The sequence below is a fragment of the Limnothrix sp. PR1529 genome (assembly GCF_002742025.1).
GTDB lineage: Bacteria > Cyanobacteriota > Cyanobacteriia > CACIAM-69d > CACIAM-69d > CACIAM-69d.
Genome location: NZ_LIRO01000050.1, coordinates 1 through 26,659 on the forward strand (window position 1 = coordinate 1; position 26,659 = coordinate 26,659).

General features: G+C 51.5%; 22 protein-coding genes. 13 read left to right on the forward strand and 9 right to left on the reverse strand.

The genetic code is table 11. From position 1 onward, the window contains the following. Positions 1-283: 283 nt before the first annotated feature. The gene (locus AMR42_RS07845) at positions 284-547 is read right to left on the reverse strand and encodes a helix-turn-helix transcriptional regulator (protein WP_099532902.1); all 264 of its coding nucleotides are present in this window, start codon (positions 545-547) and stop codon (positions 284-286) included. Positions 548-668: 121 nt separating this feature from the next. Between AMR42_RS07845 and AMR42_RS07850 the strand changes: the two genes are divergently transcribed. The 5 genes from AMR42_RS07850 (at position 669) to purF (ending at position 7,660) form a co-directional block, all read left to right on the forward strand. Then, positions 669-914, forward strand: coding sequence for a hypothetical protein (locus AMR42_RS07850; protein WP_143472982.1), 246 nt, complete (start codon positions 669-671; stop codon positions 912-914). A gap of 212 nt (positions 915-1,126) precedes the next feature. After that, a complete protein-coding gene (locus tag AMR42_RS07855; RefSeq protein ID WP_099532904.1) occupies positions 1,127-2,509 on the forward strand; it encodes an ATP/GTP-binding protein in 1,383 nt (460 codons plus the stop codon). 34 nt (positions 2,510-2,543) lie between these two features. Beyond that, the gene (locus AMR42_RS07860; RefSeq protein WP_099532905.1) at positions 2,544-3,158 is read left to right on the forward strand and encodes an RloB family protein; all 615 of its coding nucleotides are present in this window, start codon (positions 2,544-2,546) and stop codon (positions 3,156-3,158) included. A gap of 169 nt (positions 3,159-3,327) precedes the next feature. Further along, entirely contained in the window at positions 3,328-5,655 is a 2,328-nt protein-coding gene (gene purL / locus AMR42_RS07865; protein ID WP_099532906.1) for a phosphoribosylformylglycinamidine synthase subunit PurL, read from the forward strand. A 520-nt stretch (positions 5,656-6,175) separates the two neighbouring features. Continuing rightward, positions 6,176-7,660, forward strand: a complete 1,485-nt coding sequence (gene purF, locus AMR42_RS07870) for an amidophosphoribosyltransferase (RefSeq protein WP_099532907.1) — start codon at positions 6,176-6,178, stop codon at positions 7,658-7,660. Positions 7,661-7,810: 150 nt separating this feature from the next. On the opposite strand, the gene AMR42_RS07875 is transcribed toward purF, so the two are convergent. Next, positions 7,811-8,620, reverse strand: coding sequence for a hypothetical protein (locus AMR42_RS07875; protein ID WP_099532908.1), 810 nt, complete (start codon positions 8,618-8,620; stop codon positions 7,811-7,813). Between the two features lie 351 nt (positions 8,621-8,971). On the opposite strand from AMR42_RS07875, the gene AMR42_RS07885 reads away from it, so the two are divergent. Next, positions 8,972-9,574: a DUF1517 domain-containing protein gene (locus AMR42_RS07885; RefSeq protein ID WP_099532910.1), complete on the forward strand. Its 603-nt coding sequence runs from the start codon at positions 8,972-8,974 to the stop codon at positions 9,572-9,574. Between the two features lie 267 nt (positions 9,575-9,841). Continuing rightward, on the forward strand, positions 9,842-10,711 hold the full coding sequence (locus tag AMR42_RS07890) for a hypothetical protein (protein ID WP_099532911.1): 870 nt from the start codon (positions 9,842-9,844) through the stop codon (positions 10,709-10,711). A 239-nt stretch (positions 10,712-10,950) separates the two neighbouring features. Here the strand turns inward: AMR42_RS07890 and aat are convergent, their stop codons facing one another. After that, the gene (aat, locus tag AMR42_RS07895) at positions 10,951-11,532 is read right to left on the reverse strand and encodes a leucyl/phenylalanyl-tRNA--protein transferase (RefSeq protein WP_099532922.1); all 582 of its coding nucleotides are present in this window, start codon (positions 11,530-11,532) and stop codon (positions 10,951-10,953) included. Positions 11,533-11,727: 195 nt separating this feature from the next. After that, positions 11,728-12,996: a PAS domain-containing sensor histidine kinase gene (locus AMR42_RS07900; protein ID WP_099532912.1), complete on the reverse strand. Its 1,269-nt coding sequence runs from the start codon at positions 12,994-12,996 to the stop codon at positions 11,728-11,730. 135 nt (positions 12,997-13,131) lie between these two features. On the opposite strand from AMR42_RS07900, the gene AMR42_RS07905 reads away from it, so the two are divergent. The 5 genes from AMR42_RS07905 to cynS all read left to right on the forward strand — a co-directional run bounded on the left by AMR42_RS07905 (position 13,132) and on the right by cynS (position 18,066). Continuing rightward, on the forward strand, positions 13,132-13,908 hold the full coding sequence (locus AMR42_RS07905) for a response regulator (protein WP_099532913.1): 777 nt from the start codon (positions 13,132-13,134) through the stop codon (positions 13,906-13,908). 318 nt (positions 13,909-14,226) lie between these two features. Then, positions 14,227-15,804 (forward strand): ABC transporter substrate-binding protein, encoded by a 1,578-nt coding sequence (locus AMR42_RS07910; RefSeq protein WP_099532914.1) that lies wholly within the window; start codon positions 14,227-14,229, stop codon positions 15,802-15,804. Positions 15,805-15,818: 14 nt separating this feature from the next. Continuing rightward, on the forward strand, positions 15,819-16,649 hold the full coding sequence (ntrB, locus tag AMR42_RS07915) for a nitrate ABC transporter permease (RefSeq protein WP_099532915.1): 831 nt from the start codon (positions 15,819-15,821) through the stop codon (positions 16,647-16,649). A gap of 3 nt (positions 16,650-16,652) precedes the next feature. Continuing rightward, on the forward strand, positions 16,653-17,534 hold the full coding sequence (locus tag AMR42_RS07920) for an ABC transporter ATP-binding protein (protein ID WP_099532916.1): 882 nt from the start codon (positions 16,653-16,655) through the stop codon (positions 17,532-17,534). 82 nt (positions 17,535-17,616) lie between these two features. After that, on the forward strand, positions 17,617-18,066 hold the full coding sequence (cynS, locus tag AMR42_RS07925) for a cyanase (RefSeq protein WP_099532917.1): 450 nt from the start codon (positions 17,617-17,619) through the stop codon (positions 18,064-18,066). A 325-nt stretch (positions 18,067-18,391) separates the two neighbouring features. On the opposite strand, the gene AMR42_RS21365 is transcribed toward cynS, so the two are convergent. From AMR42_RS21365 to AMR42_RS07940, 4 genes are all read right to left on the reverse strand, one after another. Then, positions 18,392-18,517, reverse strand: coding sequence for a hypothetical protein (locus tag AMR42_RS21365; protein WP_255407535.1), 126 nt, complete (start codon positions 18,515-18,517; stop codon positions 18,392-18,394). A 36-nt stretch (positions 18,518-18,553) separates the two neighbouring features. After that, positions 18,554-19,240, reverse strand: coding sequence for a retron system putative HNH endonuclease (locus AMR42_RS07930; protein WP_099532918.1), 687 nt, complete (start codon positions 19,238-19,240; stop codon positions 18,554-18,556). A 12-nt stretch (positions 19,241-19,252) separates the two neighbouring features. Then, on the reverse strand, positions 19,253-20,677 hold the full coding sequence (locus AMR42_RS07935) for an AAA family ATPase (RefSeq protein ID WP_099532919.1): 1,425 nt from the start codon (positions 20,675-20,677) through the stop codon (positions 19,253-19,255). A gap of 91 nt (positions 20,678-20,768) precedes the next feature. After that, on the reverse strand, positions 20,769-24,785 hold the full coding sequence (locus AMR42_RS07940; RefSeq protein ID WP_099532920.1) for a magnesium chelatase subunit H: 4,017 nt from the start codon (positions 24,783-24,785) through the stop codon (positions 20,769-20,771). A gap of 379 nt (positions 24,786-25,164) precedes the next feature. Here AMR42_RS07940 and AMR42_RS20320 point away from each other — a divergent pair, with 379 nt between their 5' ends. Then, a complete protein-coding gene (locus tag AMR42_RS20320) occupies positions 25,165-25,302 on the forward strand; it encodes a hypothetical protein (protein ID WP_158234399.1) in 138 nt (45 codons plus the stop codon). Between the two features lie 489 nt (positions 25,303-25,791). Here AMR42_RS20320 and AMR42_RS07945 read toward each other — a convergent pair whose 3' ends face one another. Next, complete coding sequence (locus AMR42_RS07945; RefSeq protein WP_099532921.1) at positions 25,792-26,070, reverse strand: DUF5340 family protein; 279 nt, start codon at positions 26,068-26,070, stop codon at positions 25,792-25,794. Between the last annotated feature and the right edge of the window lie 589 nt (positions 26,071-26,659).

Here is a 26,659-nt window from a genome sequence, read left to right on the forward strand (position 1 = left end):
TTTAGATTCAACACTTCTGGGCAAAATCACGAGGTATAAAAACATAATTGAGTCCTAAATTTATGGATGCTAAATTTTTAAATTAGACTGAGAAAGATACAACAAATCTAACAGCAGTTAACATTTTTGCCCACGATCAATTAACTGTTGAATGACCTAATCAACAGCTCATTTTCGGCCCGCTCTTGGCCGCCCAACCAATACCCATAGCCCTCGTCTGCTGACTTCGGACAGCAGGCTAACTGTGGGGTGTTTCGCGTAATGCTTTTCCGGCCGTTTCCGCTCAGCCCTCGCCCTCAGACTCTTTAGGAGCCAGCTCCCCGATCGCCCGGCCCAAATAGGCTTCAATAAAAGCTCGCGCCGCTTCTGGGTTCAACCGCTCCAGCGCATCCACGATCGCCGGAATCGATTCCGCCGTCGGGTCGCGTGTTTCCGCGAACCAATGGCTAATGGTGGCTCGATTGATGCCCATGCTCACCGCCAGTCGATTCTGGGCGATGTTGTACTGTTGCAGCGTTGTGCGTAGCGCTTTTCCGGCTTTTCCCATGCCCCAATGGTCTCAGAGGCATAGCAACCCGTAAATGTTTCCAAATGCAACTAAAGTGTTTGCGATCGGAATCAAATCGATCTATTCTGTTTCCAGGTGCAATTATTGAAGGAACATAACTATGGCTATGCCAACCGACGACAATCACAGTCAGCTTGATCGAGGCGATCGCCCCATTCTGGAACGCCTGAACCATCTGGACGATCGCTGCAACCGGATCATCCTCGTGGGTCAAAGCGAGTGGGTCGATCGCCTGGTCAAGAGCCTGCACCTCTGCGGCATCGGCGAAACCATCCTCTGGAGTCCCGCCGTCCCCACGGGCCAACCCGATCAAGTGGTGCGAATCCTGTCGCGATCGCGCCTCTAAACTCCCAAACAGAGACAGACAGCGCCACTTGATCGCCTCGGTTGTAAAATGAGCGCTGTCTGACTTGCCTTAATTAGAAAAGTCCTGGTCGCAAAAATCCTACTGGTCTGCTAGGCTGGCAGAATAGCACTGAGCTACAAACCATACCGTATTTGTCCAATCTGAAGGACAAAGCAGTAAATAATAATCTAAGTAATTGGCTGACATTTTAAATGCTATTACAAGTAACTCTAAGTAATATCTTGTCATTTGAAAATGAAATCACTTTCAGTATGGTCTCAGCAGAAAGTGAAAATCAACACCCTGACCATTTAATTCATCACCCCTTTAAAAAGCAGCCACCTCTGCTACCTATTGCTGCGGTTTATGGCGCAAATGGCGCTGGCAAGTCCAACCTGATTAAAGCAATTGCATTTGCCAAGAACTTGATTACTAAAGGCACAAGACTTGACCGAAGAATTCCTGTACCAGTGTTTGAGTTATCAGATAGAGGCAAAAATCCTAGCAAATTTGAGTTTGTATTCCTCTATGAAGATGGACTTTACTCATATGGTTTTGTTCTAGATAGCAAGAAAATCTTTGAGGAGTGGCTTTACGCCATTATGCCAAACGGTAAGCGTGAGGTTTGCTTGTTTGAACGCCTCACTGATGAAAATAATGGCATAGATCTCAAAGTTGGTGCTGTTCTTAGAAAAAACAAGCAGCAGGCTGGCAATTTACAATTTATTGCTAGTGGTACACGATATAATCAACTCTTCTTAACAGAGGCGGCCAATCGGAATATTACCTTATTGAATCCGGTCTTTAAATGGTTTAGCGATGTTCTTGTTACTATTACAGCAGGAGCAAGATATTCCGGATTGGAGATACAAATTCTGTCTAGTGAAAAATTCAAGAATTTTTTAGGTGCTTTCTTGAAATCTTCTGGAACTGGCATTGACTCTATCACTATTGACGAGCTATCTCTGGATTTAGAAGAGCACTTGCCAGATCTCCCGGACGATCGTCGATTAGAACTTGAGCAAATAATAGAAGATACTCCTGAAGAATCTCTAGTCGTACTTGAAAATGTTTATGGCAAGAGACTTCTCCTTAGGAAAGAGCAAGACCTTAGTATAAGGTTGATGCAGCTCAAGACAGTTCATCGACATGAAAATGATGGGCTAATTCAATTTCCAGTTGACAAAGAATCAGATGGAACGCGGCGCTTGATTGATTTACTTCCTGCGCTATTCCTTTTGCAAGAAGATGCTGAAAGGGTTTTCTTTATAGATGAGTTGGATCGTTGTTTACATCCTTTGCTGTCGCGGCAATTCCTGAAATACTCTTTAGAGTGCTGCGATGGAGAGACTCGGCGAAGTCAACTGATTTTCACGACCCATGATACTAACTTACTAGACGCTGATATTCTCCGGCGTGATGAAGTATGGTTAGTGGAAAAAGATTCGCGAGGATCATCAGCAATCTATTCACTTGTTGAGTTTAAAATCACATCTGCTCAATTGCAAAAAGGCTACTTAAACGGTAGATTTGGAGCAATTCCTTTTTTTGGTAGCCTTCATAGCCTAGGTTGGATATCCTCTGAGAATGAGTAGTTGTAATAGTGAACCTTTGAAATTGATAATAGCCATGAAAAAGTATCAAAGAACGTCCCTAAGTCGAACGGGATTAGCCAGAAAAGAAAATACAATGAAGCCCAAGCAAAGATTTTTGATTGTGTGTGAAGGCACAAAAACTGAAAAAAACTACTTTGAGGCTTTTCCAGTAGTATCTAAACAGGTAGTAGTTATTGGTTTAGGTCAAGACCCCTTGAGCATTGTTGATAAGGCAATTGAAGAAAAAAATAAGGATGATGATATCGATCAAGTTTGGTGTGTCTTTGACCGTGACTCGGTTCCCAGCAATAAGTTCATGGGAGCAATTCAAAGAGCAAAAAGTTGCGGTATAAGAGTTGCATACTCTAATGAAGCTTTTGAATTATGGTATCTCCTGCACTACAACTATTATGACTGTGCTATATCCAGACAAGAGTATAAGAAAATGTTAGAGTCATTAATGAGAAGAAAATATAAGAAATGCGATCCATTTCTATATGAGGAACTACTTGAAAAACAAGAACAGGCGATTGCACATGCAAGTCGACTATTGAAAAGCTATGGAAAACGGCATTCTCCAGATAAGGATAATCCATCAACGACTGTCTATCAATTAGTTCAAGAATTGAATAAGTATTTGTTAAAGTAACTCAGAACTGGTTCGCTGATTATTGTCAGAGAAATATCCCAAAACTTTAACAAGCCACCTAAGGAAGCAAGAGATCTCAGCCAATTGCAGCGCTTACTCATCGGGGGCGGGCGCGCTGATCGCCTCGGTTGTACAATTAGGGCGCTTTCTGAATCGCGCCACCAAAGCCGTGTCAACCCCCGAAACCGTTCTCGAATCTGCACCCTTCCCGATCGCTGAGATCACCGCCGAAGGCATCAAGCCCGATGAATACGTCGATATTGTGAATCGACTGGGCCGCCACCCCAACAAAGCTGAACTGGGGATGTTTGGCGTGATGTGGTCGGAACACTGCTGCTACAAGAATTCTCGCCCCCTACTCAGCCAATTTCCCACCAGCGGCCCGCGCATCCTCGTGGGCCCCGGCGAAAACGCTGGCGTGGTGGATCTGGGCGATGGGCTGCACCTGGCCTTCAAGATCGAATCCCACAACCACCCGTCCGCCGTGGAACCCTTCCAGGGGGCGGCGACCGGTGTGGGCGGCATCCTGCGGGACATCTTCACCATGGGGGCCCGCCCGATCGCCATTTTGAATGCCCTGCGGTTTGGCTCCCTGGATGATGCCCGCAACCGTCGCCTGTTTGAAGGGGTGGTGGCTGGTATTTCCCACTACGGCAACTGCGTGGGCGTGCCCACCGTCGGCGGTGAGGTCTACTTCGACCCCGCCTACAGTGGCAACCCGCTGGTGAATGCCATGGCCCTGGGGCTGATGGAAACGCCGGAAATCGTCAAGGCGGGAGCCTATGGGATTGGCAACCCGGTGCTGTACGTGGGATCCACGACGGGGCGCGACGGCATGGGCGGGGCCAGCTTTGCCAGCGCGGAGTTGACCGATGAGTCGATGGACGATCGCCCGGCCGTGCAGGTGGGCGATCCGTTCCTCGAAAAATCTCTGATCGAAGCCTGTTTGGAAGCCTTCAAAACCGGTGCAGTGGCGGCGGCCCAGGACATGGGCGCGGCGGGCATCACCTGCTCCACGGCGGAAATGGCGGCCAAGGGCGGCGTAGGCATCGATTTGGATCTCGACAAGATTCCCGTGCGCGAGTCGGGGATGGTTCCCTACGAATATCTGCTGTCGGAATCCCAGGAACGGATGTTGTTTGTGGCGCACAAGGGCCGCGAACAGGAGCTGATCGACATCTTCCACCGCTGGGGTCTGCAAGCGGTGGTGGCCGGGGAAGTGATCGAAGAGTCGATCGTCCGAATTCGGTTCCAGGGCGGGATCGCGGCGGAAATTCCGGCGACGGCCCTGGCGGACAATACCCCGATCTATCGCCGGGAACTGATGGCAGAAGCGCCGGCCTACGCGCAACAGGCTTGGGCTTGGTCGCCGGACTCGTTGCCCGCTTGTTCGGTGGCGGGGCTAGCCGATCGCCCCTGGAGTGCGGTGCTGCAAAGCCTGCTGGAAACCCCCTCGATCGCCTCGAAATCCTGGGTCTATCGCCAATACGATCACCAGGTGCAGAACAACACGGTGATCGTGCCCGGTGGAGCCGATGCGGCGGTGGTGCGGCTGCGGCCCCAACTGGCTACGGACAACGGCACACCCTTCACTAAGGGCGTGGCGGCCACGGTGGATTGCAACGCCCGCCATGTGTACCTCGACCCCTACCAAGGAGCCTTGGGCGTGGTGGCAGAAGCGGCCCGCAACCTGTCTTGTGTGGGCGCGGAACCGCTAGCCGTGACCGATAACCTCAACTTCGGCAGCCCCGAAAAGCCCGTGGGCTATTGGCAGTTGGCCAATGCTTGTCGCGGCCTGGCCGATGCCTGCCGGGAGTTGGGCACGCCGGTCACGGGCGGCAACGTGTCGCTCTACAACGAAACCCTGGATTCCGAGGGCAATCCCCAGGCGATCTATCCCACGCCCGTGGTGGGCATGGTGGGGGCGATCGAGAACATTCACCAAATCGCCGGCCAGGGCTTCCAAGGGGCGGGCGATGGGATCTACCTGCTGGGCGCGCAAGCTCCCGTCACCCTGGGCGCGTCGGATTATCTGGCGGCGATCCATGGCACGATCGCCGGTCGGCCGCCCGTGGTGGAGTTCGATCGGGAGCGGGCCGTGCAAGCCGCTTGCCGCGACGGCATTCGCCAGGGCTGGATTCGATCGGCCCACGACTGCGCCGAAGGTGGCCTAGCCGTCACCCTGGCCGAGTCCTGCATTAGCGGCAACCTGGGCGCAACGGTGACGATCGACCCCGGAGCCGATCGCTGGGATGCGGCCCTATTCGGCGAAGGTGGGGCGCGGATCGTGGTGTCCGTGGCGGGCGATCGCGCGGCCGAGTTTGAAATCTGGCTGACGGAGCAGCTCGGCTCCGATTGGGCCAAGCTGGGAACCGTCGGGGGCGATCGATTGGTGATCAACGCACCGGACGGCGCAACGGCGATCGATGCGGCCCTGGCAACCATGACCGAAGGCTGGAGCGAGTCGATCGCCCGCCGGATGGAGCGGTTGGTTTAAGGGAGATTGCCCCGTCATCTCGCGCCGCTCGATCGCCCACCAAGGATCACTGTTGATCGTTATCGATTGATCGTTTGATCGTTCATTGATCGTCAGGTTGATGATCGATAACGATCAACTTAATGATCAACGACGATCAATCAGCAGTTCAATCAGGTGATGAACCGCTGATCAGCCACAGGGGCGAGCTTGGTGCTTGCCCAGCAAGCCGATCAGGAGCCAGCAGGATCATTGGAGGCGCGATCGGGATGCCATGGAAATTGCCCCAATGATGATTGCCCTTGAATTCGCCATCGCCACAGCCGATCGATTCCGCAACTTCTGTTACTGTTAAGGCGGGATCGTTAAGAGCTTGTTAACTTCCTGAGTGGCCGATTTTTTGGCTTCCAATCGCTGCACCAGGAATCACCTGGCTCAGGAAACGTTGCGCTAACCAGCCGCGCCAGCCTCACTCGATCGCGATTCTGACCGTCTTTTTGCTAATTCACCCGCTCTTGCTGCTAGGAGTCATTGTCGCCCAATGTTTCCCTCCGAGTCTGAAGACCTGTTCGATCTGATGGGCGATCGGCCCGACAAACCCGAAGAAGCCTGTGGCGTTTTTGGGGTTTACGCGCCGGGCGAAAACATCGCCACCCTTGCTTATTTTGGCCTCTTTGCACTCCAGCACCGGGGGCAAGAATCGGCGGGGATTGCCACCTTTGATGGCTCAACGGTACATGTCCACAAGGATATGGGCCTCGTTTCGCAAGTCTTCAACGAAAAAATCCTGCAAGAGCTACCGGGAAATTTGGCCGTGGGCCACACCCGCTACTCCACCACCGGATCCAGCCGTCGTGTCAATGCACAACCGGCCGTGGTGAAAACGCGCTTGGGGTCTTTGGCCCTGGCCCACAATGGCAACTTGGTCAACACGGCGGAACTGCGAGATTCTTTGGCCGCCCGCAACTGTGAATTTGCCACCACCACGGACTCCGAGGCGATCGCGATCGCCATTGGCCAAGAGGTGGACAGCGGTTTGGGTTGGATGGAAGGGGCCATTCGGGCCTTCCAGCAATGCCAAGGGGCCTTCAGTTTGGTCATTGGGACTCCCGACGGCATGATCGGCACTCGCGACACCAACGGCGTGCGACCGCTGGTGATTGGCACGCTGCCCGGTGTGCCCGAGCGCTATGTGCTGGCTTCGGAAACCTGTGCCCTAGACATCATCGGCGCGGACTATCTGCGGGATGTGGAACCGGGGGAAATGGTTTGGATCACGAACGATGGTCTCGCCTCCTTCTTTTGGGCCACGCAGCCGGAGCCGAAGCTGTGCGTTTTTGAGATGATCTATTTCGCTCGCCCAGACAGCAAGTTCCACAACGACAGCCTTTATAGCTATCGAATGCGGTTGGGACGGCGTTTGGCGATCGAAACCCCGATCGATGCGGACATTGTGATTGCTGTGCCCGATTCCGGTGTTCCTGCCGCGATCGGCTATTCCCAGGTTTCGGGCATCACCTACGCCGAAGGGTTGATCAAAAACCGCTACGTGGGCCGCACCTTCATTCAACCGACCCAAACCATGCGGGAATCGGGAATTCGGATGAAGCTGAACCCGTTGCGGGATGTGCTCGCGGGCAAACGGGTGATTATTGTGGATGATTCGATCGTCCGGGGAACCACCAGCCGCAAGATTGTAAAAGCCTTGCGGGATGCGGGAGCCACGGAAGTTCACATGCGCATTTCTTCGCCGCCGGTCACCCATCCTTGCTTCTATGGCATCGACACGGATAACCAATCGCAACTGATTGCGGCTACCAAGTCAGTGCAGGAAATTGCCGATCAAATTGGTGTGGATACGCTGGCTTACCTGAGCGAAGAAGGGATGCTGGAAGCCACCCAGGATGCCACGCAGAATTTCTGTACGGCTTGTTTCAATGGTCGCTACCCAATTCCAGTGCCAGCCCTGTTGAAGCGATCGAAGCTGATGTTGGAAAAGCTGGAACCGGCTACGGTGGGTTCCTAGTTCCAAGGGCCTGTTATCAGCGACCCATGCATTAACCAGAAATTAACTAATGGGGCGATCAAACTTCTCGATCGCCCCATTTTTGATGGTTTTGATAGTTGGGATGGTTTTGAATTGAATTGTGTTGAGTTGTTTTGAATTGGATTATTTCTAGGGGGTTTGGGGTTCCCGATCGCTGGGTGAATTTTCCAAGGGCGGCAACTCCAGGGGAAGTAACTGCTGGGCCGGTGTGCGTATGTCGGTGGGTTGTTCAAAAAACAGCTCGATCGAACGGTGAATTTTGGTTAGCACCGCCTCCGCCGTCGGATTTTCACGGGGGTTATAGCTCCCCACCAGCAACAAACTCAAGCGCGGGGTGACGGGAATCAGGGTGAGCCAGGTGCGATCGAACTCTGGGCCCGCTTCTGGTTTTGTGTCCTTTGCGTCTTTGGCCTCTGAACTCACCGGATTTGGCATTGCCTGATCCGAGATTACTTGATCTGCAATCACCCGATCTGAAATCACTCGATCTAAAACCATTCGCACAGCCGATCGCCCGGCCAAGCTCAGAGTCGATCGCTCGGTTAAGGTCAAGCCTGCCGCTTCTGCCCGAGTTGTTAAATCCGTTTCCGCCGCTTCCATGGATTGATCTAGCAGCACCAAATCCAACCGAATCAGCGATCGGGGCAGGGGTTTGGGTTGCCATCCTCGAGACGGGGCGATCGGCTCGCTATAGAACACCGAGTGATAATCCCGATGGAGCGGCATATTCCAATCAATCGGCAGTTCGATCGCCCAAAAGCCTTGGGGATGGCGCACTTTGCGATATTGATAACGCCAGTCCAAGGGCGTTTGGGGCGCTTGCCCAGCCGGCCCCGGCTCGGCCCCGGCTGGAGTCAGGATTCCACCCCACAGCCATCCCAGGCAGCCCACCAGCCCGATCGCTCGCCAATACCAACCACTCCGCACACCTTTCACCATTCCCAAATCCCGACTACCGCCGAATCATCGCCCAAACGCCGCCCATTTGCCCCGATCGCGCGATCGATCGCTTCCCTAGAACTCCCCTCGTCCCACCACGCCTCAGGAATGCAACGCAATCGGTACCCGATCAGCCACCATTCCGCTAGGCCGGCCAGCGGTCGGTTATCTCGCCAGAGCCGCCCCCGCTCCACAGGATAAGCTGGACGGTAGGCAAGCCAAGGCTTGCACGCTTTTGGATTTTGAGCCACTCCTGTTGCATTCAATTTGTATTCAATTTGCATTCAAACCGGATTGATTTGATCTCGAATCAGTACCGCGTCAACATCGCGTCAATAGCGTTCCAGAACCATGAGTTTAGGTGATCAGTGGAATCGACTGACGGGCAAAAGCCGCTTCGTCGTCACCCGCATTTTTGTGCATCTAGCTGGGTCAGAAGTGGCCCCCTTGCTGGGCAAGCTCAACCAAATTGCTCGGGAGGCGATCGAAGCGGAAGGGGACTTGGACGTTTTGGGCCAAGGCCTGTCAGACCTTTGCGAAAGCCTGCTGCAATATCGAACCTATTGGCAGTCCGCCAGCAATGAGGGGGATGTGTTTTGGGATGAAGGAGAAGCGGGCGATCGGTTCAATGACCTATTCACCGACTCGGCGGCCCGCTATCTCAGTCAACCTGACCTGGATTTGCCCAGCCAACTGGATGACGACCTGCTGACCCTCCCGGCCACGAGCAACCTGTTGGTGATGTTGACGGTGGGCTATGAAGGCGAAGTCCCCAGCCTCGAAACCAACCTGGCCGATTCTGAAGCCTTAGCAACGGGTCTCAAGGCTCTGGCAAACCTCCACTACAATCAAAAATTGCGGGCTGTGCAGGTACACTTTGCCCCTGCCCGTCTGGGAGATGAGCTAACGAATGATCAGCTCCTGCAAAATTTCCCGGAACTGATTCCGCTGTAGAAACTCCCGCTTAGGGGGTCTTTTGGAGGAATGCCGTCCCATCGGAATCACAATCCGAGACATCAGGGTCGGTCTTTTTTAATCAATGCTCGCTTGCTGTTTTGGCTTGTTGTTTTGGGGCTGCGGCTCTTGGTTCGGCCGCCACCGCGCGATCGATTCGTTGCTGGCGGATTGCAGACTTGGCCCATTGCCGGCTTGGCCCACAGAACTCAGCTTCTTGGCCGCCCAATGGCCTCAAGCGTGATTTTGTTGTTTTGAGATAGCCCTATGCTCCGAAAATTATTGGCTTTGGTACTGGCGATCGCGATCGCCTGGGTCACGATCACCGGCTCACCAACGGTGGTGCGAGCGGAAGCCTTGCCCAGCGCCATTGTGGCCGCCGCGCCTAGTGCTGCCAAATCCCTGCCCACGGGCGACTATCCGGTTCAGCAGGCTGCCTATGACGACGGCACGGGGGAATATGCCCTGATGCTGTTAAACACGCCCGCTGGTGCTTCGCCGGTTTTTCGCACCTCCGAGTTGCAGATGGCCCGGCTGGATGACGAGGCGATCGCCCAAGGGAAAAAGCCCTACCTGGCCATGAAAGACGGTCAGCCCGTGCTGTACCTCAACGAAGACTTCAAAATCGAATATCTCCATAGCGAAACCGCTGTCCAAACCAATCCCCAAACGGGTGAGCAACAAACGGTGATTGTTCGCCGTGAGTCTAGTTTCTGGTCTCCCTTTGCTGGGGCGATCGCGGGTCAAGTGGTGGCGAATGCTTTGTTTGCACCCCATTACGTGCTGCCCCCGGCCTATTTGCCCGGTCGCCCCTTGGTGGGCTACGGCGGCTATGGTCGCAGCTACGGTGATGCCATCAGCAGCTATCAAAACCGCTACAACGCTGCCCCCGTGGCCGAGCGTAACCGCCAGCAGTTCCGCGCCACCGGCAATGTGGCTCGCAATGCCACGGGTCTGAACCGCCCAGCCGCCAACAACCGAGCCAAGGCCACTGGCTCCGGCTTTGGGAGCAGCACCTTCCGCAGTAGCCCTAACCGTCGCGTGGCTGCTCCCCGGCCCCGCAGCAGCTTTGGCAGCAGCTTTGGGCGATCGCCCGTGCGGATGCGATCGAGCTTTGGCAGCTTCCGCCGTCGGTAGGTAATTACTCCCAGTTGATTACTGATCCCAGTTGATTAGCGTCCCATTACCACCGTCTGATTAACGGTGGTTTGCGGAACAATTTCCGAACAATTGCCAGCGTTACTAATCGTTTGGCACAGCGCGATCGATTCCTGAAACAGAGGAGTCGATCGCTTTTTGATCCCTGACTTTTTCAAACTGGCTAACTGCTTTGCTAACCGCTTGGCTAACCACTGGCAAAATGGCTAGCAATGCAGTTAGCAAAATGAGCAGCGATGCTGGGTTGCCCGATGCAACAGCACCTCGTAGTGGCGATCGCGGATGTTGTAAGCCCCAAATCGTTCCAAGTGTGGATTCATCATTTGGGCATCAAACAACAGAAAATCGCGACGGCGCAGATGCTCAACCAGCTTGACCATTGCCACCTTTGAGCCATCGGGAATTTGATAAAACATCGATTCGCCAATGAACGCCCCACCGATCACAATTCCCAAAACGCCGCCGGCCAGGTGGTCGCCCTGCCAGGTTTCAAAACTGTGGGCATAGCCAGCGCAATGGAGCGCCCAATAAATTTCCTTTAGCTCTTCCGAGATCCAAGTGGTGTCCCGATCGGCACAGCCTTCCACCACATCCCGAAATGCTCGATCGATCGCCACCGTAAACCGATTTTGATTCAGCACTCGCCGCAGGGACTTGGGATATCGGAAGCGATCGTCCAGCGGAATCAGTGTCCGTTCCCGGCTGCAATACCAGCCCAAATCGTTACCCGTTTCATCGGCCATTAAAAAATAGCCGCGCGAATAGCCAGCAATCAGCGCCGGAATATCGTATTGGGACATGCAGGAGTCGGTGGTGTTGCCCATCGGCCCTTGAAATAGCACAGTGGAGCCGATTCTAGCGCGATCGCCTGATCCCTATGCAACCAATCCTCTGAATCTCTGCAACTGATCAGCCAGCCCCATGCAAATTAGAAATACTTGTTTGGGCGATTTCGCTGCGATCGCTCGCTTCATCTCGCAATTGATGCCTTATTTCTATGTTTCGCTCCAACCAAGCGGTAACGTAATTTTAAAAGTTGTCCCTACATTGAGCTTACTGTCTACTTTGATTGTTCCATGCTGCAAGTCTACAAAGCGCTTGACAATATTCAAACCCAAGCCAGTTCCAGGAATATTACTGACGTTTTTACCTCGACGAAAAGGTTCAAATAGGTGGGGTAAATCTTCGCGGGGAATGCCGATGCCTTGATCGCAAATTTGGAACGTCACCTGGCCGCTACGCTTTGACAGTCGCAAACAAATTGGGCTTTGACGGTGATGGGAATATCGAATTGAATTAGAGAGAATATTGGTCAGAATTGATCGCAATAGTTTTTCGTCTAAGTTGGCCATCACATGACGATGCCGACTCAACATCGATAGTGATTGTTGATCAGATATTGCTTGCATTTCTGCTACCAAGCCATGGCAAAACTGCACTAGCTCGATCGGCTGAGGTTGAACCATGAGCTTATGGGCCTCAGTTTTACCGATCACTAGAATGTCATCAATCATTTGAGTCATGCGTTCTACATCGTTCTTGACTCCCTGAAGATAATTTTGGCGCTGCTCGTGGGAAAGCTGTGCATCATAACGGTCAAGCGATGATGCTGACAGCAAAATATTATTCAGTGGATTGCGAAATTCATGACAAACCATCGAAACAAAGCGAGATTTGAGATCGCTTAGCTCCTGGAGTTCTTGATTGGCACGATGAAGTTGAGCCGTGCGATCGCGCACTTTTAACTCAAGCTCCTCATTGGTTCGCTGCAACAAAGTCTCTGCCCATTTGCGTTGGGTAATATCTTGGAAGGTAACCACCGTTCCAATCACATTTCCCTGCTGATCTTGCATGGGCGTGCTGATATATTCAACGGGAAAACTCGATCCATCCTTGCGCCAAAAAACTTCCGTATTGGCACGATGAATTCGTCCGTCTTGAAAAGCTTGATAAATTGGGCAGTCATGGATGGGATAGGGTTGGCCGTCGGGTTTGGAATGATGCAAAACCGAATGCATGGACTGACCAATTAAGTCCTGAATTTCCCAACCAATCATGCTGGCCGCCGCTGGATTCACAAAGGTTACTCGACCTGCTAAATCCAGCCCATAGACCCCCTCGCCCACCGCATTCAGGATTAACTCATGCTGGCGACGCAGGGTTTCTAGGTCAGTTTCCGGCGATGCTCGTAAGGCGGAGATATGCGCCTCAGCCGGTGTCGTGGTCGGCTTTGAAACAGGCTGTGACCAATAATATTGCCGCATGATGTCCAGAATCCCTGACAAATTTTGCGACTGATGAGGATGTGTATCCTCTTACACTACACGATTTGGAGAATACGCCTGAAACTTGGCCGGCATGGTACACCACCCAGGTCATTACTGTAAATCAGGCAGTTCATGACGAAAGTTTTGGTGATTGAAGACGAAGCGCAAACCCGCAGCATCTTTATGGGATGTCTGACGTTTGAGGGGTTTTGCGCGATCGAGGCTGAGAACGGTTCGATCGGGATCAAGTTAGCCCAAATGCATCTGCCAGATTTGATTATCTGCGACGTTATGATGCCCGATCTTGATGGTTACAGCGTTCTATCGGCCATTCGTCGCCATCCGGCCACCGCTGCAATTCCATTTATTTTCCTCACTGCCAAAGCAACCATGGCAGATTTGCGCCAGGGGATGGAATTGGGCGCAGATGATTATTTAACCAAGCCCTGTAGCGTTGAGCAATTGTTGGCGGCGATCACTACTCGCCTAGAACGAAAAGCCCAATTGGCAGCGAGTTTTCATGCATCCCCAGCAGAAAGCAAAATAAACGGTCAATCCGAAAACGGAATTTTTCCTGACTGTTCTCGTTTATCGCAAGTATTTGCATTCATCGAAGCCAACTATCACCGCCCGATCGGGTTAAATGATGTGGCCAAGGCGGTCGGCTATTCTCCCGCCTATTTAACGAATTTGACCCAAGAGCTAACGGGCTACAGCATCAAGCGTTGGATTACGGAACGCCGTATGTCCCAGGCACGAATGTTACTTTGTGAAACCGATCAACCCGTGCGCCAAATTGCAGCGGGAGTGGGCTATGCAGACGTGGCTTACTTCACTCGCCAATTTCGGCAGCTCTATGGCGATCCGCCCCAGTCCTGGCGAAACTCTGTGCGACTACGATTCGCATAGGAATGGTATTGAATACAACAAAATAGATCAATTATTTGTGTATAGAACTATCTCTGCATAAAGCGCAGGTGTGATTCCAAAATTTCAGAAAAATTGACGCTTTTTGCTTGATTTTTCCGAAATTAGGGACTTCTAGCGCATTATTTTCCAAATGAGAATTTTCTAAACTTCCCACAAAGTTCTAGGTTGTTCTTTGAAGAGCGAAAAAAAATCCTACTCTTGCCAAAAAAATTCTAATGCGATCGCCCATTATTCCTTGGTATTGTGCAAGGCAACAGACCCGAATGTTGTCCTGCGCAATACCAATTGGAGCAGCTCATGTCATCAGTGGATATTCGCTCTCAGGCTCAAGTCGAACTCAGTCGTTGTCCCTGCGGAGGAACTCATTTTCCTCAGGATCACTGGCAAGCGGCCGAAGGAATGCCCCACGATCCGGCAGAACTCGTTAATGATCTCATTCGGATGGGTTTGTACAAGCCTGAAACCCTAGAGCTGGCCAGGACACTGACTGAAGTGGAGATGAAAGAAGCGCTGCTGCTACGACAGATGGGCGGCAACCCAGAGCGAGAACGCTTTTGTCAGGCGCTGATTAAGGAAGCAGGCGGGCTTGATCAGGTATTTGCAGCCGCATTCGGTGTTCACTCCACGGAATTTTTTAGCAACACCATTCACAATAGTGAATTTAGCCGACGAGAATTCCTAAAACGGGTGGTGGTGGCTGGAGCATTAATCGCCGCTGCTAGCTGCGGCCCACAACAGGGTCAAGCCCCCACAACAGATCAGTCCCCTGCGGCGGATGCTCCAACGAATTTGGAGAAAAAGGATTTAACGATCGGGTTCATTCCGATTACCTGCGCCACCCCGATCGTGATGTCGGAGCCGCTGGGTTTCTACAGCAAATATGGCTTGAATGTGCAAGTGAAAAAGATGCCCAACTGGGCTGCTGTTCGGGACTCCGCGATCGCGGGTGAACTCGATGCTTATCACATGCTTTCTCCCATGCCGATCGCGATCACCCTCGGCTTAGGTTCAGCAGCATTTCCTATCAAGCTGGCCAGCATTGAAAACATCAATGGTCAGGCAATTACCGTTGCTGCCAAGCATAAAGGCAAGGTGAAGGAAGCCAAAGACTTCAAGGGCTTCAAAATTGGTGTGCCCTTCCCCTTCTCGATGCACAATATGCTGATTCGCTATTACCTAGCGGCTGGGGGACTGAATCCAGATAAGGATGTGCAAATTTCACCCGTGCCACCGCCGGACAGCGTTGCCAAAATGGCAGCAGGTGAAATTGATGCCATGTTGATGCCTGATCCCTTCAATCAACGGGCTGTTTTTGAACAGGTTGGGTTCATTCACATGCTGACGAAAGATCTGTGGGATGGACACCCCTGCTGTGCTTTTGCCGCTAGTCAATCGTGGATTGATGCAAATCCCAACACCTTCCGGGCCGTGAACAAGTCGATTATTGATGCGGCTGCCTATGCAAATACGCCAGCTAATCGTCCTGAAATCGCTAAGGCTTTGATTGAGCGTAAGTATCTCAATCAACCCTTGCCTGTGGTGGAAGCTGTGCTAACGGGCAAATTTGAAGATGGGCTGGGCAATACGCAGGATGTGCCCGATCGCATTGGCTTTGATCCCTATCCTTGGAAGAGTTTTTCCAAGTGGATTGCAGCACAATTAGTCCGCTGGGATCTGATGCCCAAAGACAAAGCAGATTACGACAAGATGGCCCAAGATATCTTCTTGACGGATTTGGCAGCGGAACTGCAAAAAGAACTGGGTCAAACGCCGCCCAGCACTGCCGAGCGGTCTGAAAAGCTGAAGTACGACACCTTCGATCCCAAAGACCCCGCCGCTTATGTTGATGAGCAAATCAAGCGGTTTAAAGTCTAGCGAGGTTTACCATCGTGACCAATGAAGTACTCCGCTCTGCTCCATCAAAGGTTAAGCCATTTCGGCTGAATACCGACCAACAAGCCTTCTTGTTGTTTGTGGGAATTCTGCTAGTGTTTTTGGGTCTGTGGGAGTTGGGCGCAAATTCCAAACTCTTCTTGCCCATCATGCCCTCTGCTAGCCAAACGATCGCCGATCTTTGGTTTTGGATCTCAAACCCGTTTTTTGATAATGGGCCTAATGATCAGGGCATTGGTCTCTTGTTATTGACCAGTTTGCGCCGAGTTTTGAGCGGTTTTTTGATTGGCACGGCGATCGCCATTCCCCTGGGAATTTTGATTGGTCTATCGCCCGTGGTTTCCAAAGCCGTTGATCCCTTCATCCAAATTCTGCGTCCTGTTTCTCCGCTCGCCTGGCTGCCATTGGGCTTGGCGCTCATGCGAGATTCGGAAAGAACAGCCCTGTTTGTCATCGCAATCACCAGCATTTGGCCCACCCTAATTAACACCAAGTTCGGGGTCAGCAATGTGGATCCAGCCTATCTGAACGTGGCCCACACCTTAGGCGCTTCCCGCTGGCGAATCATTACCAAGGTAATTTTGCCGGCCGCTGCTCCCAACATTGTGTCCGGCCTACGAATTAGCCTAGGAATTGCTTGGTTGGTGATTGTGGCGGCGGAGATTTTGCTAAGCGGTGGAATTGGCTATTTCGTTTGGAATGAGTGGAATAACTTGAAGATCACCAGCATCATTACTGCCATCTTGATTGTTGGGCTGGTAGGGCTGCTGATGGACTACCTCTTTGGTGTGTTACAACATCGAGTTTCCTTTGGCCAAAGGTCTTAACCTATGCAATCTTCTGCATCTAAAATGGCGCTCCCCTCCCTTGAACCCCCAGTGGCGCATCTGACACTGCGTGGCATTTCCAAAGTATTCCCGGGACGCACGGGCACGATGGATAAACTACTGCGGCGCACCTCAAAATCTTTTGTGGCGATCGCGGACATTGATCTGGAAGTGGAGCCTAACACCTTCGTTTCGATCATTGGGCCATCGGGTTGTGGCAAGTCCACGTTGCTGAACATTATTGCGGGATTATCTCAGCCCACCACGGGACAAGTCAGCATCAATGGTCAGCCGGTTTCTGCACCTGGGCCCGATCGCGGCGTTGTATTTCAAAACTATGCCCTGATGCCCTGGATGACGGTTGCTGAAAACATCGATTTTGCGGTGGAAACAGTCTACCCGACCATGGGAATTGCCCAACGGAAATCGATCGTCCAAGACTACATCGGTTTGGTGGGGCTACGGGGAGCCGAGGCTAAACACCCCCATGAACTTTCAGGGGGAATGAAGCAACGGGTGGGCATTGCTAGGGCGCTGGCAATTAATCCACAAATTTTGTTGATGGATGAACCCTTTGGCGCTTTGGATGCGCTCACACGCGGTTTTCTCCAAGACGAAATTGAGCGAATTTGGGAGCAAGAACGCAAGACCGTGATCTTGATTACCCACAGCATTGAAGAAGCGCTGCTGTTGTCTGACAAGATTGTGATGATGACACGGGGCCCGGCTGCGGGTATTGCTCAGGTGCTGGATGTGCCGTTTCCTCGGCCGCGCCGTCGGGAAGAACTGGATCAATATCCGGGCTATCACGAACTCAAAGCGGCAATGGAGCAGCATTTGTCCTATGAAACTCGGGCTGTAGAAGAGTCTCGGGTGCGGAAATAACCACCGTTGGCCGCAGACAGAATCAACCCCGTCAAAATCAGCAACGCAACCCAAACATTGAAAGGAAAAGAAAGGAAAAAATATGTCTACCACTGAAATTCCCGCAATCACCGCAACCCTATTGACAGCTAAAAAGGCAAAGGGGGTGACATTCACGGAGTTAGAACAGGCGATCGGTCGGGATGAAGTGTGGATTGCGGCAGTGATCTATCGCCAAGCGTCTGCCTCTGCTGATGAAGCTAGCAAGCTGCTCAACGCTCTGGGACTCAGCGAAGATTTAGTGCCAGAACTGACAGAATCTTCGGTGAAAGGGCTGGGGCCCGTGGTTCCTACCGATCCGCTGATCTATCGGTTCTACGAAATCATGCAGGTCTATGGAATGCCGATGAAAGCTGTGATTCATGAGAAGTTTGGTGATGGGATCATGAGCGCGATCGACTTCACCTTGGACATTGAAAAAGAAGAAGATCCCAAGGGCGATCGCGTAAAAATCACCATGAATGGAAAATTCCTGCCCTACAAAAAATGGTAACCAGGAGCATCAACCATGAAACAGCGCCATGCTGCTGCTAGGTCAACAGCTAAAACTGACTGGCTAGCCTACATCACCAAAATCTTAGCTTTCATCGGACTTTGGCAAGTCATTTCTAACAGTGCCCAGTTGTTGACTCATTGGTTTTGATAGGTGCAAACTTTGGTGTGGAAGCGATGCGATGCATTACTTCCACACTAAGATCAACAATGAAATCGATATTCTTAAACAGGGCGATCGGCTTGTAGTTTCTTCAATGCTCTTCCTGATCCCTAGTTCCGTACTATCTCGGCCAGCCCGTAACCAGCTACATCAACAAAATGCCTTATCGCATCCCTTTTTTGTTCATATTAAACCCATAAACGTAAAGGTCAGCAAAGCGATATCGCTCATCCTTAGGTCGCCATTCCGCCAGCCCGATCGACTTCAAAAGCCAACGATTTTCTCGCATGGTAGGGTTCCCGTCTGGTGTTCCGGCTCTCGTAGATCACTGAGCTTTTGGTAAATAGCGTTTCTTCAAAACATAAACTATGGCTTGGCAATACTCCTTAAAGCATCCATCCGAGTCACGGCTACTATATCGTTCTATTTGCTTTTGGATAAATGCTTTGGTAACAGTTTTTGTTTTAAAAGCTTTCTGAATCATTTCCTCTATTTCCTTGAGGCTGTCACGTCTCCCGTTGACCAAAACAGGTGAATTCAGATTCAGTGTCTGAATATCTTCCTCTACATCAAGGTTATTTTGACCGTCTACTTTTCCATTGGGACGGTATCTGATAGCAGATTCACACCTCTGATCGCGTGGATCGAGACAATTTAATTCTTGATTAGATTTAGCATTTTCATGATCGCAGTGATAGGAGATATTTTTTCCATCCGCTGACCTCCCCTGGCAAACAGCTAATAAGTTTTTGTAATCAAGAGCCAGAGCAGGGTACAGGGACTGTGGTAAATAATGTTCGATATGTGGTGGTGCGCTCGAATTTTTCTGAATTCTACGCATACAGTAGCAACAGATTGCTCCCTGCTCTTTTACCAAGTCTTCTAAGAGTCTAGCTTTAGGCACATCACTGGCTTCATAGCCTTCTTTTGCAGACATGCCAGAAGCTTGAACCTTTGCACAGTATTCCTGCCAGTAAGTAGGCTCTTTTTTGGCTTTTGAGATATATTTCATAAATCTTTGCGATCAGCTCGTTAGCTCAGGGTAAGAAGGATTTTCCTCAAGAAAATCAATCATGGTTTTAAGATGGATGATATCTGGATCATTGTTACCCAAAATTTCGTTGAGCGCTTTCAGCTTTATCTTGGCTTCCTCTAGATTTTCATCATCAACAAGGCGAAAGCATTCATCAATTTTTTCCTGAATTTTAGGCATCCGATCAGAGACATCCATTAATTCTCGAAGAATTGAATTGGCATCTCTACCGTGGGTATAGCCAGGATTGTAGATCACTGAGCCACCATCTAGGACAAAGATTGATTCGCTAGGTACTGAACTAATGACCTGAGGCGAATGTGTTGTCACAATGAACTGGCAATTAGGGAAAGTAGTTGTCAAAGCAGGTAAGATCATACGTTGCCAGGTAGGATGCAAATGTAAATCGATTTCATCGATTAATATAATTCCTTTTCCCTGCAAGGCTTCCTCAGGCGTATTAGTAAAAGGATTGAAAACAGCCATACGACGAGCAATGTCAAGCACCAGCGCCAACAGCACTCTTTCTCCATCAGAGAGTTGATTGATTTTCAATCTGATTGACTCTTTTTGAACTGTTAGTAAGGTTCTAGGGTTCCAAAGATTTTTCTGCAATCGTGCAGCTTGAACTTTTTGAAGAAAACTACAATCCATCTGTTCGGCAAATGTTTCTAGTGCAGACCTGACAACTTGTAAGTTAGGTCGTCGATATTCAATATTTGATGTTAACCGTTTAGCATTTTCGATATCTTCCTCACTCGTAAACCATTCAGAAAGAGAAGCAATATATTGAGATGAAATGCTAAATGAGTTGGGATAGTCGCCATAAGGAGACTGCAAGCTATAGATCGGTGATTGAACTCGTTGATTATAAGACGAATAAACTTCTATTCTCCTAGTTCGATAGTATGCTATTATTGGCAAAAATTGAGTATCAATCAATTTTGAGGAATTAAATTTTTCAGATTGAACACCAACTGACTTAAAGTAATCAGATAACTCTTGAGCATGAATTGACAAAAGAAAATCGGCATTGGCTTGTTTATCTACATCCGCCAAGTCAAAGAGTGATAGCTGTCGGAGGTATTGTTGATAGGAAATTGACCATGCAATTGTTTTGTAGTCATCTCCCCAGTCAGCCGCTACAAAGAAATGGTCAGAATCAATCTGAATATCATCAGGATGAACATCAAATTGGTCTAAGTCACGAAGAGACCACTCAACATTTTCGTCTTGTAGCGAGTAAAGACTATAAACAAAACCTTGCAGCGCTACAGATAGAGCATCAAGGATAGAAGATTTGCCAGCACCATTTATTCCGACAAAAACATTTAGATTGCGATTTTCTTTTGGAAAGTCGATGTTGAGGTTTTGAAAGCCTCGATAATTTTCTAGCGCTAGACGTTTTATATACATTTCAAACCATATCCTTCCACAAACAAAAGCATGGAGACAGAAGACCTATCTCCATGCTAGCAATCAGCGCTGGGTATGCCAGCCGAAGACGTTATTCAATGCCTTCGATGCGGTCTTCCACCTCTTGGTAGAGATCCCGCAGGCGATCGAGGTTTTCATCGCTCGTATCCCAGTAGCCGCGGCCGTTGGCTTCCAGCAATGTGCCGAGCATCCGGCGGAAGGAGTGAGGATTCAGATCCATCAGCCGTTTGCACATTTCGGGGTCAGCGATGAAGGTGTCGTTTGTATCCTCGTAGACCCAGTTATCCACCGCGTCCGCCGTGGCGCTCCAGCCCAGGGTGTTGTTCAGGCGCTTGGCCAGCTCGCGTACCCCTTCGTAGCCGTGGGACAGCATCCCTTCGTACCACTTGGGATTCAACATCTTGGTGCGGGCATCCAGGCGGACGGTTTCCGACAGGGTGCGCACCTGGGCGTTGGCGGTGCTGGTGTCGGCCATGTAGGCGGCGGGCTTTTTGCCGTCACCGCGCAGGCTGGCCACCACCTTGGTTGGGTCGGAGTCGTAGTAGTGCGACACGTCGGTCATGGAGATTTCCGACGAATCCAGGTTTTGGAAGGTCACGTCTACGGTCTTCAGGGCGCGTTCCAGCAACTCGCGGGACTGCTCCATTTCGCCGGGGTTGTCGGCGGAGAAGGCGAAGGACTTGCGCGACAGGTACATGTCTTGCAGGTCTTTTTCCTGTTCCCAGGTGCCGTTTTCCACGGCCAGACCAACGTTGGTGGAGTAGGAGCCGGAGGAGTTGGTGAACACGCGGGTGGCGGCTTGGCGCAGGTTGATGCCGAGTTCTTCCGCTTGGGCCATGGCGTGCTTGCGGACGAAGTTCATTTCCAACGGCTCGTCGGCTTCGGCGGCCATCTTGACGGCGCGATCGAGCAGGGCCATTTGGTTCACAAACAGATCCCGGAACACGCCGGAGCAGGTGATCACCGTGTCGATCCGGGGGCGACCCAGTTCCTCAAGGGAGACCAGTTCCAGCTTGTTAACGCGACCCAGGGCATCGGGCACGGGCTTCACGCCCACCAGCCAGAGGATCTGCGCCAGGGATTCGCCGTAGGTCTTGATGTTGTCGGTTCCCCAGAGGACGCAGGCGATCGTTTCGGGGTATGCACCGCCGTTGTCCTGGCGTTGGCGATCGAGCAAGCGATCGACCACCACCTTGGCCGACTGTACCGCCGCCGTGGTCGGAATCGACTGGGGATCGAGGGCGTGCATGTTCTTGCCCGTGGGCAGCACTTCCGGGTTCCGCACCGGGTCGCCGCCGGGGCCAGGCAGGATGTATTCGCCTTCGAGGGCCCGCAGCAGGGAGGCCATCTCGTTGTCGGCCACGATTTGCTGGAGGCAGAATTCCAGGTACTCGAACAGCGGTTTCAGGGAGTCGCGATCGACGTTGTTAAACCCAGCCTCACCCAGGGCTTCAACCCAGGGCTGCTTCTGAGTTCCGAAGCCGAAGAAGTTGAACTTCGCCAGTTTCGAGAGGCGACCATCGGTGTCGATTTGGGCATCAACCATGGCCTTGACCGCCGTGCGGGTGGCCAGGGTGATTTGTTGCAACAGCTCCACATCGGCCAACACGCCCTTATCGCTGTTGCGATAGATCTCTTCGATGTCGCGATAGATGCTGTTGGCGATGATCCGGGGCAGGGCGATGATCCCGTCTTCGGGGCGATCGAGGGCGGCAATGTTGACCAGGGTGGCCACCGCTTCTTCGGCCGTGGGGGGCTTACCGATCACGTGCAAACCGCAGGGCAGCAGGCGCGATTCGATTTCCATCAGCTTGCGGTAGACGGAGCCAACCACCGTATCCCGTTGCTCGGAACTCAGATCTTTCCCAGCCGTTTCCGGCAGTTCCACATCCTTATCTAGGTTGACGGCGCGGGCTTGCTCGATAATCGCATCGACGATCGAGGGGCCGCGGCCCGTGTCCTTCAGGGTTTGGTAGGAGCCGATCAAATCGCTCAGTTCCTTCAGACCCTTATAGAGACCGGCATTTTCAGCGGGCGGAGTTAGGTAGGAAATCGTTTCCGCGTAGCCCCGGCGCTTGGCGATCGTTGCTTCGCTGGGGTTGTTGGCCGCGTAGTAGTAGAGGTTGGGGATTGAACCGATCAGGCTGTCAGGATAGCAGTCGTTGGACATGCCGATTTGCTTACCGGGCATGAATTCCAGCGAACCGTGAGTTCCGAAGTGCAGCACTGCATCCGCGCCCCAGACCTTTTCCAAGTAGGTGTAGTAGGCAGCGAACCCGTGGTGGGGGCTAGCCGATCGCGAGAACAGCAGCAACATCGGGTCGCCTTCGTAGCCGAAGGTGGGCTGCACACCGATGAACACGTTGCCGAAATGCTTCCCGAACACCAGCAGGTTTTGACCGTCGCTGTTCAGGTTCCCCGGCGGCTTGCCCCAGTTTTCTTCCAGCTTCTTGGAATAGGGGGTGAGCTTTTCGTATTCCGGCACGCTCATGCGGTAGGCCACGTTCAGCTCGGGGCTGGCGTATTGGGCCTGGGCATCCTTCAGGACGGCTTCCATCAGTTCCTTGGGCGACTCGGGCACGTCTTGCACGTCGTAGCCTTCGCGCTTCAGCCCTTGCAGCACCTCGTGGATTGAGCCAAACACGTCCAAATAGGCCGCCGTACCCACGTTGCCCTTGTCCGGCGGGAAGCTGAAGACGGTGATCGCCACCTTCTTGTGTAGCTTCGGTTTGCGGCGCAGGTTGGCCCACTTGAGGGCGCGCTCGGCGATCGCCTGGATCCGGTCTTGCAGGGCGATCGCCTTGCCGGTGTTGCCGTCGCGACCGGAGACGATGATCGGCTCGATCGCCCCATCCAACTCAGGAATGGCAATTTGCAACGCCACCTGGATCGGGTGCAAGCCCAGCTCGCTTTCTTCCCACTCTTCGGTGGTTTGGAACACCAACGGTAGCGCCACCATGTAGGGACGGTTGAGGCGCTTCAGGGATTCGATCGCCTTCGGGTGATCTTGGCGAGCTGGGCCGCCCACCAGAGCAAACCCCGTCAGTGACACCACCGCATCAACGATCGTGGTCGGTTCGCCGCCGTTCTTGCTGGGTAGATAGAAATATTCATCCACCGGCTTTGAGAAGTCCAAGCCCCCCGCAAACACCGGGATCACCTTCGCGCCCTGGGCTTCAAACTCTTGCACCATGCCCACATAGTGCGCGTCATCACCCGTCACCAAGTGCGTCCGCTGCAACACCAAACCCACACAGGGCGCATCGGGATCACGCACCGCATCGGGCACGACTGACGAGCTGCGATACCAAGCCAAATACTCGTTGGTATCCTCAAACATCTTGGGAGCTAGCGGGTGCCAAATCCCCATGTCGGGATAGGTGACCGGCTCGGCATAATCCAAATCAATCTTTTCGCGTGACTGATCGCGGCCCGATTTGTCCGTTTTAAAGACATATTTATCGGCCAGCATCAGCAGGAAGTTTTCCAGGTTCTCCGGCGAGCCACCCAGCCAATATTGGAAACTGAGCATGAAGCTGCGGGCATCCTGGGCCTTTTCCACGGGCAGGAATTTCAGCACGTTGGGCAGCGTCCGCAGCAGCTTCAGCATCGCGTCTTCAAAGCCGCTGCCGTTTTGCTGTTTGCGCTTCTTCATGAACTCACCGATCACGCTCTTGGATTGGCCCAATTGCGCCATCGAGAAGGTGCCCAGCTTGTTCAGCCGCATCACGGGGGGCATGGACGGGAAAACCACGGCCGCATCGAGGCGATCGCGGTGGGGCTGCACGGCGGCCACCACCTTTTCGGCCAGGTCTTCAATAAAGATCAATGAAGCAATGAAGATATTGGCTCTGGCCACATCATCACAAAAGGCTTCGTAATTTTCGGGGCTACGCAGCTCTTCAATCAAATAGCCGCTGATTTCCACGGCCACATTCGGATTGTTGGCATTAATCGACTTGACTGCTGCCGTCAAGGCGCTCTGGTACTGCGCTTCCAGAACGACGTAGACCACCTTGACTAAAGACCGCCCCCGAAGATCTTCGGGTTGGACGTGGCGCACGGCGGGCTTGACGTAGGTGAACATCCGGTACTCTCTCCTGCGGCTGGGTTGGATGAGGATGGAAACTCGAAAACGCTTGCTCTCTAGGCACTTTTACCAGATCGCCGATTGGCGCTGATCTGCAATTCTAGGATCTGACACAATTCGATAAAAATAATCCTGCTAATTATTTCAGTTTGTTGCAAATTGGAAACTGTAAGCGATCGCCTGATTCGGCAGATTTGTCTTGAGTCGTTGATGGGCTGGATCTTTAATTGGGAGGGGTTTTTACAGGTTTCGGAATCGACAGAAACGAGAATCTTTTGCAATTAGCATTCAGAGAAAAATATAGGCAAAACCAAAATCAGTCTGCCGCTAACTGGCACAAGCCTCTCTGAAATGGGGTCGATTCGATCGGGCTGGCTTGGGTCAATCCTTAAGAATTAGCGATCGCCATGGGTCACAAAACGAGCTATCCCAAGCACTTTGGGCGATCGCCTGGGGCCTTTGGCATCCTGCTTGGGAAGATTGGGAACTGAGCACGGTACGAAAGACCAATTAAACTGGCAAAAAATTGAGCAAAAGCCAGCGATTTTGGTGATCAATCGATCTTGTGATCTTGATTAATCTATGTTGATCTATTTTGGTTAATTTAAATTCGTTAAATTAGCCTATTAGCCTTTGATCTTTAATTTTCTGATCAAATCAGCTTTGGGTTTGCCAATTTTTAATCAGCTAAAGCTGGCAACTAAATTACTTTATTGATTAACTGTGGCCGTTTTTTCAGAAAATATTCAAATGGAGAAAAAGAGTCGATAGTGAGTTTAATTTGAAATTATTCAAAGGTTATCGAAATTGCTTGAATCATTTGAATTTATTTCAATATTAAACCAAAATCACTAATTTGGTGGTTATAGTCAAACTGCCAATCATGAAAAATTGATCAATACGAAATGAAAAGTCGATCAAGCATTGATCGGTGAAATTGATTGATGATGGTTGGCCAATCAATCGATCGATCAATCGCTCCTGATTGATCATTGATCCTGGATTATTCTTCGCCTTTGGCAGCGTTGCTCAGAGGGCCAACGGCTGGCAGATTCAACGACCAGTGATATTCGATCGGGAGCTGTTTGTTTTGGCAACTGGCTTCCAACTGTTTTTGAACGGCGAGTGCCCGGCGGAGGGTGGCCACCAATTCTTGGAGCTGTCGGTGTTCCTCCGTGCCTCGTTTGAGAGTGCCACTGGTTTCTCGTTCCAGCAACTGAAGAAGTAGTTCGTAGTGAATGTGTGAAGGCAGCGGAATTGGAGTTTGGGACGGCTGATCCATAGGACATTCACGAAGTGATTCTGAAAAGATTCTAAAGTCAAATTCAAGGTTGGTGGGATTTGGTTACCGTTTTAGTTGCAGCTTTTGCTCCAGTGATTTTGTGGGAATCAATTCTGTGGCAATAGATAATATTGAACCATTTTACTACTATTGTCGGGGTCTTCATCGGGAAAAATTTCGATTCAGGTCTTTTAACTGTCTAAGAAGAAGAGAACGAGTAAAGGGATTATAGATTCAGGATTTATCGAGTAGCAATCGGGCAAAGATCAAGCTAAATTTCAAGTAAGATTTTCCAAAAATTTTTGATGACTTGATAGTTGGCAGAAGCAGATTTATAGATGCGGATTTCTTGCAAATTTCTATAGAGGGAGAGGATTGGGGTGCTAAAACGAGGGATTCCTTGCAATTCACCGATTTGGGGCTGAGGGAGGCTGGTTAGCGTGCAGGCGTTCTTGGAGTGGGTTTTATCGGAAATTATGCATCTGGGGCCCTGGAGCGGTGTCGCTTTCATGGTTGTGTATGTGGTTGCCACGGTGGCGCTGGTTCCCGGATCGCTGTTGACCTTGGGGGCCGGGGTGCTGTTTGGGGT

Coding starts and splice junctions, on each gene's coding strand:
- AMR42_RS07885 (WP_099532910.1), top strand. CDS start 8,972: ATGAGTTTAGGTGATCAGTGGAATCGACTGACGGGCAAAAGCCGCTTC.
- AMR42_RS07900 (WP_099532912.1), bottom strand. CDS start 12,996: ATGCGGCAATATTATTGGTCACAGCCTGTTTCAAAGCCGACCACGACA.
- AMR42_RS07920 (WP_099532916.1), top strand. CDS start 16,653: ATGCAATCTTCTGCATCTAAAATGGCGCTCCCCTCCCTTGAACCCCCA.
- cynS (WP_099532917.1), top strand. CDS start 17,617: ATGTCTACCACTGAAATTCCCGCAATCACCGCAACCCTATTGACAGCT.
- aat (WP_099532922.1), bottom strand. CDS start 11,532: ATGTCCCAATACGATATTCCGGCGCTGATTGCTGGCTATTCGCGCGGC.
- AMR42_RS07890 (WP_099532911.1), top strand. CDS start 9,842: ATGCTCCGAAAATTATTGGCTTTGGTACTGGCGATCGCGATCGCCTGG.
- AMR42_RS07935 (WP_099532919.1), bottom strand. CDS start 20,677: ATGTATATAAAACGTCTAGCGCTAGAAAATTATCGAGGCTTTCAAAAC.
- AMR42_RS07930 (WP_099532918.1), bottom strand. CDS start 19,240: ATGAAATATATCTCAAAAGCCAAAAAAGAGCCTACTTACTGGCAGGAA.
- AMR42_RS07905 (WP_099532913.1), top strand. CDS start 13,132: ATGACGAAAGTTTTGGTGATTGAAGACGAAGCGCAAACCCGCAGCATC.
- AMR42_RS07910 (WP_099532914.1), top strand. CDS start 14,227: ATGTCATCAGTGGATATTCGCTCTCAGGCTCAAGTCGAACTCAGTCGT.
- AMR42_RS07845 (WP_099532902.1), bottom strand. CDS start 547: ATGGGAAAAGCCGGAAAAGCGCTACGCACAACGCTGCAACAGTACAAC.
- AMR42_RS07860 (WP_099532905.1), top strand. CDS start 2,544: ATGAAAAAGTATCAAAGAACGTCCCTAAGTCGAACGGGATTAGCCAGA.
- purF (WP_099532907.1), top strand. CDS start 6,176: ATGTTTCCCTCCGAGTCTGAAGACCTGTTCGATCTGATGGGCGATCGG.
- AMR42_RS07855 (WP_099532904.1), top strand. CDS start 1,127: ATGCTATTACAAGTAACTCTAAGTAATATCTTGTCATTTGAAAATGAA.
- AMR42_RS07940 (WP_099532920.1), bottom strand. CDS start 24,785: ATGTTCACCTACGTCAAGCCCGCCGTGCGCCACGTCCAACCCGAAGAT.
- AMR42_RS07850 (WP_143472982.1), top strand. CDS start 669: ATGGCTATGCCAACCGACGACAATCACAGTCAGCTTGATCGAGGCGAT.
- AMR42_RS21365 (WP_255407535.1), bottom strand. CDS start 18,517: ATGCGAGAAAATCGTTGGCTTTTGAAGTCGATCGGGCTGGCGGAATGG.
- AMR42_RS07945 (WP_099532921.1), bottom strand. CDS start 26,070: ATGGATCAGCCGTCCCAAACTCCAATTCCGCTGCCTTCACACATTCAC.
- AMR42_RS07875 (WP_099532908.1), bottom strand. CDS start 8,620: ATGGTGAAAGGTGTGCGGAGTGGTTGGTATTGGCGAGCGATCGGGCTG.